This is a genomic window from Dialister hominis (assembly GCF_007164725.1).
In the GTDB taxonomy this organism is placed as follows: domain Bacteria; phylum Bacillota; class Negativicutes; order Veillonellales; family Dialisteraceae; genus Dialister; species Dialister hominis.
In genome coordinates, this window is the sequence record NZ_AP019697.1 from 1440061 (window position 1) to 1453149 (window position 13089).

12 protein-coding genes are annotated in these 13089 nt (G+C 50.4%); 1 reads left to right on the forward strand and 11 read right to left on the reverse strand.

What is annotated here, in order from left to right; all coding sequences use genetic code 11:
• Positions 1-2: 2 nt before the first annotated feature.
• Both Dia5BBH33_RS06630 and Dia5BBH33_RS06635 read right to left on the reverse strand, forming a co-directional pair.
• A complete protein-coding gene (locus Dia5BBH33_RS06630; RefSeq protein ID WP_022383011.1) occupies positions 3-1022 on the reverse strand; it encodes an efflux RND transporter periplasmic adaptor subunit in 1020 nt (339 codons plus the stop codon).
• Positions 1019-2563, reverse strand: coding sequence for an efflux transporter outer membrane subunit (locus tag Dia5BBH33_RS06635; protein WP_108850797.1), 1545 nt, complete (start codon positions 2561-2563; stop codon positions 1019-1021). The genes Dia5BBH33_RS06630 and Dia5BBH33_RS06635 overlap by 4 nt, the downstream gene beginning before the upstream one ends.
• 184 nt (positions 2564-2747) lie before the next feature.
• On the opposite strand from Dia5BBH33_RS06635, the gene Dia5BBH33_RS06640 reads away from it, so the two are divergent.
• The gene (locus Dia5BBH33_RS06640) at positions 2748-3800 is read left to right on the forward strand and encodes an IS30 family transposase (RefSeq protein ID WP_143332613.1); all 1053 of its coding nucleotides are present in this window, start codon (positions 2748-2750) and stop codon (positions 3798-3800) included.
• A gap of 150 nt (positions 3801-3950) precedes the next feature.
• Here Dia5BBH33_RS06640 and Dia5BBH33_RS06645 read toward each other — a convergent pair whose 3' ends face one another.
• The 9 genes from Dia5BBH33_RS06645 to Dia5BBH33_RS06685 all read right to left on the reverse strand — a co-directional run bounded on the left by Dia5BBH33_RS06645 (position 3951) and on the right by Dia5BBH33_RS06685 (position 13042).
• On the reverse strand, positions 3951-4466 hold the full coding sequence (locus tag Dia5BBH33_RS06645; protein ID WP_143332614.1) for a flavin reductase: 516 nt from the start codon (positions 4464-4466) through the stop codon (positions 3951-3953).
• Between the two features lie 97 nt (positions 4467-4563).
• Positions 4564-5730 (reverse strand): alanyl-tRNA editing protein, encoded by a 1167-nt coding sequence (locus Dia5BBH33_RS06650; protein ID WP_143332615.1) that lies wholly within the window; start codon positions 5728-5730, stop codon positions 4564-4566.
• A 78-nt stretch (positions 5731-5808) separates the two neighbouring features.
• Positions 5809-7695 (reverse strand): ATP-dependent zinc metalloprotease FtsH, encoded by a 1887-nt coding sequence (ftsH, locus tag Dia5BBH33_RS06655; RefSeq protein WP_143332616.1) that lies wholly within the window; start codon positions 7693-7695, stop codon positions 5809-5811.
• 288 nt (positions 7696-7983) lie between these two features.
• Complete coding sequence (gene hpt, locus Dia5BBH33_RS06660) at positions 7984-8529, reverse strand: hypoxanthine phosphoribosyltransferase (protein ID WP_198419638.1); 546 nt, start codon at positions 8527-8529, stop codon at positions 7984-7986.
• A gap of 17 nt (positions 8530-8546) precedes the next feature.
• Positions 8547-9998: a tRNA lysidine(34) synthetase TilS gene (tilS, locus tag Dia5BBH33_RS06665; protein ID WP_143332618.1), complete on the reverse strand. Its 1452-nt coding sequence runs from the start codon at positions 9996-9998 to the stop codon at positions 8547-8549.
• A complete protein-coding gene (locus Dia5BBH33_RS06670) occupies positions 9995-10909 on the reverse strand; it encodes a Ppx/GppA phosphatase family protein (protein WP_108850793.1) in 915 nt (304 codons plus the stop codon). Before Dia5BBH33_RS06670 ends, tilS begins: the two co-directional genes overlap by 4 nt.
• A 55-nt stretch (positions 10910-10964) precedes the next feature.
• Entirely contained in the window at positions 10965-11504 is a 540-nt protein-coding gene (locus Dia5BBH33_RS06675; protein ID WP_143332619.1) for a S1 RNA-binding domain-containing protein, read from the reverse strand.
• 292 nt (positions 11505-11796) lie between these two features.
• Positions 11797-12042 (reverse strand): FtsB family cell division protein, encoded by a 246-nt coding sequence (locus Dia5BBH33_RS06680; RefSeq protein WP_231939295.1) that lies wholly within the window; start codon positions 12040-12042, stop codon positions 11797-11799.
• Between the two features lie 64 nt (positions 12043-12106).
• Positions 12107-13042, reverse strand: coding sequence for a D-alanyl-D-alanine carboxypeptidase family protein (locus Dia5BBH33_RS06685; protein ID WP_108850792.1), 936 nt, complete (start codon positions 13040-13042; stop codon positions 12107-12109).
• Positions 13043-13089: the final 47 nt, after the last annotated feature.

Consider the following 13089-nt stretch of genomic DNA (forward strand, 5'->3'; position numbering starts at 1 on the left):
CTTTACAATTTGATTTTCACGGTCGCAGGCATGCCCATGCGGAGGACATTGTCCTTGTCGTCGACATAGACGCGGACTTCATAAAGAAGAGCAGTACGGAGCTCATTCGTCTGCACGCTCTTTGGCGTAAATTCTGCTGTCGAGGAAATATATCCGATCGTGCCATTGACCGGCTTGTCCGGATAGCTGTCGATATAGACGTCAGCGGCTTCTCCTTCATGAATTTTTCCAAGGTCCGGTTCAGCCACATAGACGCGGACCCATTTCTTCGTATCAAGGGAAATGCGGAAAACCGGTCTCTGCGGGGAGGCCATGTCTCCGACTTCCAGAAGCCTTGAACGGATGACACCGTCCTGCGGTGCAATGAGTTCTGACTGGGACAGTGTATATTCCTGCCCGGCAAGGGTATCCTGAAGCCCCTTGAGCTGTGCTTCGGCAGCAGCTACATCTTCTGCGCGCGGACCTGCCTTGGCAAGGTTATTTGCCTGTTCGGCTTCTGTCAGTTTGGAGGAAGCGACGTCAAGCTTTGCCTTTGCATCATCAATGGCCTGCCTGCTGATGGCTTTTCCACCGGAAGTATTATAGGAATCCATCTTCCTGTTGTAGTCGGCGGTCAGGAAATCCTTCTCTGCCTTTGCCGCATTGACCTTGGCAGCCGCCTGCGCCAGGTCTTCCGGGCGCGTGCCGTTGTGCATCTTGTCGACAACAGCCTGCTGGGCAGCAATCTGGGATTTCGTCACGTCGATCCTGTAATTCAGATCCTGCGTATCAAGCTTGGCAAGGACCTGTCCCTTCTTCACTGTATCCCCTTCATCGACGAGGATTTCCGTGATGCGGTCGCTGTTTCTGAAGGCAAGGGAAACTTCCCTGAGATCGACATTGCCGTTCAGTTCAAGCTGGCTGGCAGCAAGCTCAGCCTGCTTCTTTTCGTGATATTCGTAAAAAGAGAAAATGAGGAGAACGGCAAGAATGATGGCGCCGATTCCAAATTCCCTCTTATGGTTCTGTATGGTTTCCATCATTTCCCTTCACCTCCTGCATTTTCCTCATTCTGATCATTTTTTGCGCCTTTTATCGTTTCCTCATCCAGCGGCTTCCAACCGCCTCCGAGCGCTTTGAACAGGGAAACAAGGTCTGTCATCTGTTTTCCCTTTGCCACAGCACAGGACTGGTTTAGGGAAAGATAGTGACGCTCGGCATCAAGCACGCCCATGTAATCGAAAAGGCCGTGCTGGTACTGATTTTCTGCAAGGTCCAAAGCTTCCTTCGCCTTATCCCTCCCCGTTTCCAGGGAATCCTGCCTGACCTTATCCTGGCTGACAGCCGTCATCGCCGTGCGGACTTCTCCGGCCGCCTTCAATACCGTATTCTCATACTTTGCCTTTGCTTCTTTTTCCTTCTCGGACTGCACGTTCACGTTTCTCCTGAGCGCCCCGCCATTGAAGAGCGGGAATGTGACCTGCGGCATGATGCCAAAAGCACGGCTTCCTGCCGAGAACAGTCCTCCTGTTCCAAGCGTTGCGAGCCCCAGTACGCCCAGGATGGAAATTTTCGGCTTCATCTCAGCCTTTGCCTCATCAGTCTTTGCAATCTGCGCGGCCCATGCGCTTTCAGCGGCATAGACATCAGGCCGCTGCCTCAGCACGTCGGCAGGAATTGCATTATACAGTGTCGGATCGATGTCAGGAAGCGGCTTTAGTGTCATGAGCATGGCATCGAGTGCGCCCGGCGTCGTTCCTGTAAGGATGGCAATCTTTGACATAGTGCCTGCAATGGACGACTTGAGCTCAGGAATCTGGGCTTCCGTTTCCTTCAGCGTATATGTCAGCTGATCGACCGGCACGGAGGAAACAAGGCCGCTTTCCTGATTCACCTGCATGAGTGACAGATTCTCCTTCATGTTGGCAATGGACTTTTCTGTCACATCCAGTTCCGCCTGAAGCGTCCTCAGCGTGATATAGTTCATGGCCACTTCTGCAGAAAGGGATACCCATGTGGAATAGAGCATGCCTCTCTGCGCTTCAAGCGCTCCCCTTGCCTCCCGGACCTTGGCACTCTTCTTTCCGAAGAGATCGAGCTCCCAGGACGCATCAAGGCCTGCATACGTTGCACTGTTGCTTCCTTCGATGCCAAGCGGCATGTTCTGGAGCTGGGCTGGAAGTATGCCGCGCGTGATATCATCCGGCATTTCTCCGCGGACCCATCCTCCGGCAGCATTCACCCATGGAAGCTTCTCAGCCTTCGTGATGCCTACCTGCTCTCTTGCCTGCAGGAGCCTTGAGCGGGCCTCTTCCATATCGCGACTCCCGTCAAGCGCCTTTTCGATCAGCTCATTTAACGTATCGTCATGGAATACAGTCCACCAGGATGAAAGTGTTTCCGCAGAAAGGGATGCATCCGGATTTCCTGTAAAATATGGATTTTCATACTGGACGGCCGCACGGGTCCACAATGGCATGGCAGCTTTTTCCCCTGCAGCCGCCTCCTTGGCCGAGACTCCTGCTCCGCAGCAGAGGAGAGAACACAGGATAAAGCCCCATACCGCTCTTTTTCTCTGATTCATAACTACCTCCCGGATTTATGAAGGCACAGCTTTATCAGCATTGCTTGAATTTAAACTCTTTGCTTATAGTATAACAGAAAAATAAGGCGGATTGTATAATTAAGTTGAACACTTAAAAATCCATAGCGAACCCTTGTGGTAAAATGTAGTTGCACAAAAAACACAACCACAAAGGAGAATCGCTATGGATCAAAATCATTTTACTACGGATACGTTACGCAAAAAAGGGGCTCATTTAACTTTTGAGGAACGAGTCATTATCCAAACGCGTCTCCGCGACAAGCAATCGTATCGGAGCATAGCCCGTGAGATTGGGTGCTGTGTCAATACGGTATGCAACGAGGTGAAGCGTGGCAAGGTTCTTTGCTATAACGGCAAGGTGGAACGCTATCGCGCAGCAGACGGGCAAAGCACCTATGAGGCGCATCGCGAAAACTGTGGTCGCAAATGCGACGCCATAGCAAAGGGAGCATTCCTCGACTATGTGCAGAAGAGACTTCAGGAACATCACTGGTCGCTCGATGCCTGCTTTGGCAGGGCACTGGTTACGGGAGAATTTCAACGTGGCGAGATGGTCTGTACGAAAACCCTGTACAACTATGTCACGCTGGGGCTCCTAGGAAAAATCAAGAGTATTGACCTGCCCTTGCGCGTCAAGCGAAAAAACGCCAGGAAGCGGGTTCGTGAGCATAAGAAGAAGTTCGGCCGCAGTATAGATGAGCGCGATCCTTCTGTGGATGAGCGTCAGGATTTCGGGCATTGGGAGTGTGACCTTGTACTGGGATCTCGCTCAAAGGACGAAGTACTGCTGACTCTGGTTGAGCGCAAGACACGCTGTTCCCTCATCAGAAAACTGCCCAACAAGGAAAGTGCCTCTGTAATAGCAGCCTTCAGAAAATTGAAGGATGGAATGTTCCGCGGCTGTTTCAGCCGAGTGTTCCTCAGCATTACGACAGACAATGGCAGTGAGTTTTCTAGCCTGTCGGAGCTAGAGAAACTAAGTCACACACGGATCTATTATGCGCATCCGTACTGCTCCAGCGACAAAGGTACGAATGAGAATCACAACGGCTTATTCCGTCGATTTCTTCCCAAAGGGAAGAAAATCCAGGATTACCCAGTGGAACACATTTCCAGAGTAGAGTGCTGGGCCAACACCCTGCCAAGAAAAATACTCGGCTATAAGACACCCGAGGAGTGCTTTAGGGAAGAAATGCTTGCAGCACTTACTGCATAAAGGTTCGCCGGGTGTTCAACTTATTATTGCAATTCGGGAACAGAAAAATAACAAGCTGCTCTTAGGAATTTCAACCGCCAGTCCTTTCCCGCATAAAAAAAGACGATGCAGAAAATCATTCCTGCATCCCCTCTTTTTAATAGTTCCGGTTTATTCTTTTTTGAGTACCTTCACGATTTCTCCCATGAAAACGCTGTGGTTGTTGCCGGCCTGTCTGCCTTCATTCCAGCGCTGGTATGTTTCCTTGTCCGTGTAGAATTCAGAAGACATTTCATGCGAGTAAATCTTCTTGCATACAAGGATGAGATCGGCTTCTTCTACAGCGGCAGCTTCGTCACCGATGAAGCATGGGGTGAGGCCGCTTCCTTCGAACTTGTCTCCGTCGCGTCCGGAATGGGATCCCATGTAGCTTTCCTTCGGCTTGTAGGAAACCGGGAGGACGGAAAGCGTGTAATAGTCCTGGCTGTCCAGGATCGTCTTGGTGAAACGGCTCTGCCGGATATAGATCGTCGCAGTCGGTTTTCTCCACATGACGCCGAAGGACCCCCAGGTGACAAGCATCGGATTGCATTTTTCCTTATTGCCTGCTGTAACGATGCAGTACTTCGACAAATCGGCAAACGGATTGATTCCGCATTCTTCTACAGGTATTTCTTTGAAAGACATCGCATATTCTCCTTTATTAAATAATAGGAACATTAATAAATGATGTGACTATTCTTATATTATACCATATAAATCGGTTATTTTCGAAATAAGGAAATCACATTTCTTCATTCAGACTGCGGACGAGGTCTTCTGCTTCGGAGAGCCGGCAGGAGAAGGAGCCCTGCACCATTTCGCTCCTTCCGCCGCCTCTTCCATGAAGCGCCTTGTTCCATTCTCTGATGAGCGGACGGAGATCTTCCCTGGCGCTTCCGATGGCATAGTTCAGGGAGTCCTGATCCTTCTTTGACAGGACGAAGTAGATGTCATCCTTCCCTGTTTCCGTCAAATATTCGCAGAATTTGCGGATTTCCCCGGCGTTCAGCTCTTCTTCGTACAAAAGGACGGCGCGCTTTCCCTCTGTGAGTACGCCCGCTTTAAGAGCGAAATAGCAGCGGTTGGCATCAGCAAGCCTTGCCATAAGTTCTGCCTTCTCTTCAGCCTGTTTTTCGACTGCTTCCTTCGTTTCAAAAGGCTTGACAGAGAAACGGACGGCAATGTCCTCATTGAGGTCGTAAATCTTATCCATCATTTCCATGGCTCTTCTTCCGCAGACAAGCTCGATGCGGACGCCGCCTTTATGTCTGGCAAGGGAGAGGACTTTGACGATGCCTACCTCCCCTGCGCGCGATACATGCGTGCCGCAGCAGGCGCAGGTGTCGCCTTCAGGAAATTCCACGATGCGGACAGTACCATCAAGCTCGATCTTGCTTCTGTAATCCATGGAGGAAAGCTCTTCCTTTGACAAGAAGGAAATCTTCGTCTCTTCATCCTTCCAGATGATTTCATTAGCTTCTCTTTCGATGTCCAGTACATCCTGCCATGTCATCATGCCATTGAAATCGACCGTCACGATATCATGCAGGTGGAATCCCACATTGTCATAGCCGAATTTCTTATGGACAAGGCCGGAGAAGATATGCTCGCCGGAATGGTTCTGCATATGGTCGAAGCGGCGGATCCAGTCGATGACACCATGGACCTTCGTTCCTTCTGCTAAAGGCTTGTCAGTATAATGGATGATCACTCCGTCTTTCTTCCGTACGGATGTGACTTTGGCATCATTCAGGGTGCCGGTATCCCATGGCTGTCCGCCGCCTTCAGGATAAAATGCCGTATCATCCAGGACGACTTCGAAGCCGTTCTTCCCTTCGTGGCAGGATGTGACGACTGCGTCAAATTCCTTCAGATAGACATCTTTATAAAAGAGTTCATTCATCTCCATCTTTGTTCTCCTTGTACGTGGTAAAAAGAAAAGACGGCAGCGCGGGCTGCCGTCTTTGGCTTTGAAGTATCTTCCGGATCAGAGGGAATAGAGAGGATTTTCTCCATCACCCGGTACTGGCGGAAGCGGGGAGTCTTCACTCGCTGGAGCCGGCTGTTCATCCGGAGAATAAATGGAATGATACTTGAAGAGGTTTTCAACCTGATGATGATTGATGGTTTCGACTTCCATCAGAGCCTTTGCCATAGCATGAAGGACTTCAATGTTGTCGGTCAGCATCTGCATCGTATCATTTAAAGCTTCGTTCAGGTACTTATGCATTTCCTCGTCAATGATCGTTGCTACGGTTTCGCCGTAGTTTCTTTCAGAGCCAAGCTGCTTGCCGAGGAAGATCTGTTCCTGATGTTCACCGAAAATCATCGGTCCGAGGCGGTCGCTCATGCCCCATTCCATGATCATCTTGCGAAGGATGCCGGTGACCTGCTGAAGATCTCCGGAAGCTCCGCTGGAGATTTCATCAAAAATGATCTTTTCAGCGCAGCGGCCGCCAAGAGCGACGCGCAGCTGTGCGAGGAGGTGGGATTTTGTAATGAAGGATCTTTCTTCACGCGGAAGCATCATGGTGTACCCACCAGCCTGTCCACGTGGGATGATGGTGACTTTGTGCACCGGATCAGCATCCGGAAGAAGGGTAGCCATGATGGCATGGCCGGATTCATGGTAAGCGGTGAGTTTTCTTTCTTCATCGCTGACCTTGTGGCTCTTTCTTTCAGGACCGTAGCTGACTTTTTCACTGGCTTCTTCAAGATCGGCCATGGAAATGGTCTTGCGGTTCTGACGGGCAGCCAGAAGTGCAGCTTCATTCAGAAGGTTGGCAATATCTGCGCCTGTAAAGCCAGGAATCTTCTTGGCAATCGTATTGAGATCGACATCGGCTTCCAGCGGCTTGTTTCTTGCATGGACACGGAGGATTGCCAGACGTCCGCGAAGGTCAGGACGGCCTACGACGACGCGGCGGTCAAAACGGCCCGGACGCAGGAGCGCCGGATCAAGGATATCCGGACGGTTCGTAGCGGCGATCGTGATGATGCCTTCATTGGAACCGAAACCATCCATTTCGACGAGCAGCTGGTTCAGCGTCTGTTCGCGTTCATCATGTCCGCCACCCAGTCCGCTTCCGCGCTGACGGCCGACGGCATCGATTTCATCGATGAATACGATACATGGTGCATTCTTCTTAGCCTGGGCAAAGAGATCGCGTACGCGGGATGCGCCGACGCCGACGAACATTTCTACGAAATCGGAACCGGAGATGGAGAAGAACGGAACGCGCGCCTCTCCTGCTACAGCTCTGGCAAGAAGGGTCTTGCCTGTACCTGGAGGTCCGACGAGAAGAACGCCCTTCGGAATCTTGGCGCCGATAGCCGTATAACGTCCCGGATTTTTCAGGAAATCGACGACTTCGGAAAGTTCTTCCTTCGCTTCGTCCTCACCTGCGACATCATCAAAGTTGACATGGACCTGGCCTTCGCCTGTCATCTTCGCTCTGGACTTGCCAAAGCTCATGACGCGTCCGCCGCCGCCCTGTGTCTGGTTCATGATCCAGAACCATACGATGACAAGGATGACGATCGGAAGAAGTGAAGACAAGAGGCTCATCCACCAGGACGGCTGTTCCGGCGGCTTAGCCGTGATCGTTACGTTATTATCCGTCAGTTTGGGCAGGAGCGTCGTATCATGTGCCGGTGCATAGGTGGCAAATTCAGTACCATCCTTCAGCTTGCCGCTGATGGACTGATCGACCATGGTTACGGAAGATACATTCTTCTTATCTACCTGAGAGATAAAATCACTGTATGTGATTTCGGAATGTTTTTCCTGTGGATGGACGAAGGTATTGAATATGGATACCGCTATGACGATAAGCAGCACATATAGCGCAACATTCTTTAGAAACTTATTCAATCTATTCCTCCTTTTATGTGCACTGATTCAAACAACTGCAGCGGGATCGATAGGGAAATTCATTCCGCGCTTTCCGTTCATGCGGCATCCCCCGTGCCTTCCGGACAGGCACCCGGCCTGTGCGCGTCTCTAAACAAAACCTTTATAGAAACTTTTAAATCAGTAATTAATTTTATCATATTTTACCACATACCTGCAACGTCTATTTTACAATTGAGGCATGCCGCAAGTATATAAATGTGAACAAAAAGGAACCGCCCGGTCCGATGGCCGATCGGCTCCCGCTTGTTATTTCGCCTGCGCGAAGACCTTATTGTCCAGTTCACAGATTTCCGGAAGGTTTCTATACTTCTGTGCATAGTCGCATCCGTATCCGACGATGAATTTGTCAGGGATTTCATAGCCGATGTACTTGACATTGACTTCCTTCTCACGTCTTTCCCTCTTGTCGAGGAAAATAGCGAGTTCTACGGAAGCAGCGCCTCTCTTTTCAAGAATCGGAGTGAGAGCTGCCATCGTGATGCCGGTGTCAATGATGTCTTCTACAACGATGACATGGCGTCCGCGGATATCGCTGTCCAGATCTTTCTTGATCTTGACCAGGCCGGAAGATGTGGTTGCATCTCCATAGCTGGAAACGACCATGGTATCCAGAATGACCGGAAGGTCGATTTCACGCATCAGGTCACAGAGGAAAGGCATGGCACCTTTCAGAATCCCAACGAGGACGATTTCCTTGCCTGCATAATCTTTGGTGATCTGCTGGCCCATTTCGCGAACCCTCTTTGCGATCTGTTCTCTTGTAATCAATACGGTTTTGATATCATGTTTCAAATTTTCCATTTCAGCACTTAGTCTCCTTCTATCCAGCTTAGTGTTAATAATAAAAATTTCTTTGTATCGGGCGACGGTCTTCCGTAGCGGCTTCCCCGCAGGAATCCTGCCCAGTACACGTGATCTTCATCAGCGGCCAGCGGCCACAGATTTCTTGCTTCCTTCGGCACTTTCTTCGCCTGGAGAAGCTTTCCGATATCCTTTGTCCCTTCCATTCCGGAAGGTGCGATGCGGTCGCCCTTTTGCGGGAATCTGAGGCGGATGGTACCGACCTTGTCCGCATCGAGCAGATACTGGTATTTTTCAAGATGCAGAGGCGCCTTGTCGAGCAGTCTGGTTTCCATAAACCAGCGGCCCAGCTTCTGGCAGTTTTCTGTATCGTTGTTTCCTATTATATCAGTCTTGTGAATATTATCTACCCATTTAGGGCATATCGTTTTATAAATTATTTGTAACAGATTCCATGCATCCGGTTTATCTTCATGCCTTGTATCCCCAGCATAAACAAGAAATCCATTTGATGAAAGCTCAACGGTCACGCCTGCTTCATCCGTTTTTGCGCCTGTTTTTCCGGAGAGGAGAAGATTTCTTACCCTTTCAAGTCCTTCAAAATCAGGCTCTTTGGCACCGGCCCTGATCATCAGTCCGGCAGTCGTCCTTCTTGCAATGGCAGTGGGAAGGCTCCTGTAAATCTCCCTGTCGCAGTAAAGGCAGTTTCCTTCCTCCCCTTTGACAATCCTTTTTTCCGCTTTTTTGGCCTCTTCCTCAAGGAAATGATCTTCCTCGCGAAGAATGCCGGAGGTGCGTGAAAGTGTTTCCACCAGATTCGGATTGTAGGAAAGAAGTTCGGGGATCAGAAGAAGCCTGAGCTTGTTCCTTGTGACGTCGGGAATGTCATTCGTCGGATCATGGCAAGGCTCATAAGGGAAATCTTTGAGGAAATCCTCGATTTCCTTTTTCCTTGCGCAGAGGAACGGACGGATGAGGTCATCCCTTTTGGGGCTGATGCCTGAAAGTCCCTTGGCGCCGCTTCCACGAAGGAAATGGAAAAGGACGGTTTCTGCCTGGTCATCTGCGTGATGAGCCGTCGCAATGACATCGTAATGTTCCTTTTCTTTTACATCTCGGAGCGCCTTGTACCTCAAATCCCTTGCGATTGTCTCGATGGATTCGCCGCCCTTCTGCGCGCCTTTGACGTCGACATCTCTCCTGTAGAAGGGAATCTTCCTTTCAAGGCAGATCTTTCCGACGTAGTCCGCTTCCTCTCCTGATTCTTTGCGGAGATGGTGATCTACGCAGCAGCATCCTACCTCTATGCCTTCCTCTTCACGGATGGAATCGAGAAAAAGAAGAAGCCCCAGAGAGTCCGGACCGCCTGATACAGCGGCCAGGATACGGCTTCCCCTTCTCCAGAGCTTTTCCTTATGGGCATAGGAGAGCATGCGCCCCATCCACTGCCTGTCCATCATTTCGGTTCATTCGGAACAAGGACGTCGGCATCCAGAAGCCCTTCCGACAAATCCCTGTCGCTTACAGTAATCTCAGACAGCGCAAGGTATTCCATGAGGCTGTCCAGAATAGCAATCCCTGCCACGATGATATCCGCTCTTTCGGGCATCAGGCCCTTTGTGCGGCAGCGTTCGTCATAGGACATGGCGCTGAGCTTCTTCAGGGCTTCCGTCACATTTTCCTGACGAATGACGAAATCCTGTACTTTTTCAGAATCATACACATCGAGCTTCTGGATCATGGCTGCCAGCGAAGTCACTGTGCCGCCTACACCGATCCAGCGTTTGACGTTTCTGATGTATTCCATGAGGTCCGTTGTGCGGAAGAGTTCGAAGCAGTGCTTCTTCAGCATGCTGAGGCCTCTTGCCGTCGTCGTGTCGAACTGCTTGGAGCAGCGCACGCATCCGAGCTGGAAGCTGTGGCACATGCCGACGTCCGTGCCGAATCCCATGCAGATCTCCGTGGATCCGCCGCCGATATCAACGACTGCCGTCAGCACGCCGGGCGTGCCGGCTGCGCCGATATAGCTGTAGTAGGCTTCTTCGGTGCCTGACAGGATGCGGACTTTGACGCCTGTCGTCTCTTCGACAAGCTTTGCGAAATCCGGTCCGTTTCCGGCATCTCTCATGATGGAAGTGCCGTAGGCGAAGATTTCATCAGCGCCTGCTTCTTTCGCTTCCTTTACAAATCCCTCCACGGCCTGGAGGGTTCTTTCTCTTGCGCCCTGTCCGATACAGGCTGTATCAGTCATCCCTTCCCCGAGACGGCTGCTTCTCAGATCCTTTTTCAAAACCTTCCATTCGTCTTTGTCATCTTTCTCTGCCAGCAAAAGACGAACCGAATTGGTTCCGATATCGATAATCGCACGCATGGTTTCCTCCCCTAAAAGAACAAGGGAGCAATAGCTGCTCCCCTATTTCCATCTGTCAGTCGGAACGGCGCGCGCCGCGTCCGCCCCTCTTAGATTCCACATTACGTTTCAAATCAAGAAGTCTTTCATCACTGTCTTTCAGGAAGCGGCTGAGCTTGTCCTCAAAAGAAGCGGGAGCTTCCTGTCTTGCCGACTGGCGGTATCCGCCGGAGAAGGAACGCCTTTCCTGATTCCTGGGTGCCGGAGCAGATGCTTCGCGATCACCGGAATTTTCTCTTCTGGTGAAATGGTGGAATTTTCTGCCGTTGCCGTGTTCATGATCGCGGTGAAAATGATTCTGCCGCTTTTCCTGCGGGGCAGCAGGCTGTGCCTGCTTAATGGATAAAGCAATTTTGCCTTTGTCATCGATCGTGATGACCTTAACTTTGATCTTATCCTGTACTTTCAGATAATCATTGACATCATTCACATATTCGCTGGCTACTTCTGAAATGTGAACCAGGCCTACACTCTTGTCTGGCAGTTCAACAAATACGCCAAACTTCGCGATCCCTGTAACTGTACCTTCTACGATATTGCCGACTTCTAAAGCCATGAAAAAAAAGACATCCTCCCTAAGGTAAAGCTCCCTGGAGCCCTCCTTAAATAAAATAAACATAAATATAAATTGATTATACGAGATTTCACAGGGAATATCAATATCCCGCCAGAATATTCCGCGCCCTTGCAAAAGAGTGCGAAAAAGACGGACTGCATTCTGAAAACCTCATTTTCCGTCATACAGGAAGAACCCTGCCCCCTTATACAGGGAGAAGGGCTCCTCGAAGCTGTCCTTTTATTAATGATAATATACTAATGTATATTTTGCGTAATATGTGCGTAACATCCTACTTGACGTACGGCATTTCCCCTGGCTTTACAAGGCCGAGTTCGTCGCGGGCCTTCTGCTCCAGCTTCTTGGGATCCTGCAGATCCTGCTTCTTCTGCTCGAGCTCTTCCTTTTCATCCGTCAGCCGGTCCATGTCCTGCTGTATCTCATGCTCCTGCATTTTCAGCTGAGCAAAGTGATAACTCTGGATGCCTAGTACAACGATGCATAAGAATACTGAAACGCAGAAAACGCATCTCAGCATCACGCTGTCCGGAAAAAGGCGCTTCAGAAAAGGCCTTTTCCTCTTACTATGCATGCGGCGCTCTTTACGCACGAGCTTCCCTCCCCAGTACTTGGTTCACAAACTTGTATACCTTAGGTTCTGCTGCCATTTCCGCATCATACTTCTCTCTTGCCTTGGCTGCGCGGAATCCATAATCCAGCCATGCTTTCGTATCATTCCAGCGGTTCGGATCATTGTAGAGTGTCACAATGACAAGGCGGCCGTCACGTTCTGCCGAGGCAACAAGACAGTCTCCGGCAGCTTCGGTCATGCCTGTCTTGATGCCGTTGGCACCGGGATAACCGCTGCTAAGGAATTCATTCCTGTTTTCCACATTGCGGTAAATGCCGTTCCTGTACGTCATCGGGTATGTCTTTCTCTTGACGACATCACGGAAATCCGGATTCTTCATGGCATACGCAGAAATGAGAGCCATATCTTCTGCCGTCGTGTAATGATCCGGATTGGTCAGTCCGTTTGGATTGGCAAAGTGGGAATGCACAGCACCGATCGCTTTTGCCTTTTCATTCATCATTTCAACAAAACGCCCGTAGGAGCCTCCGACGGTTTCAGCCGTCACGACAGCTGCATCATTTCCTGAAATAAGCATCATGCCGTAGAGCAGCTGATGCAGGCTGATCGGCATATCCGGACGGACGCCGATATTCGTTCCATCCTGGCCCATGGCAAGAGGCGTGACAACGACATTCTGGTCGAGCTTTGCCTTTCCTTCTTCCAAGGCGATGATGCAGGTCAGAATCTTCGTCGTGCTTGCCGGGTAAATCTTCAGTTCCCCGTTCTTATTTGCCAGCATTTCTCCCGTATTTCCATCAATCAGCGCCGCTGCGACCGCTTTTGTTTCAGGCGGAGGCGGGAGGACTTCCATTTTCGGCGGAGGCGGCGTCATCACCACCAGTACACCAAATGCAGCTCCCACAAAAACAATAACCAGCGCTAAAAATGCCAGCAGTTTCTTCATAACCAATTCCTTTCCGTCTCATGGCATGGCCAGGAGACCGGGACCGT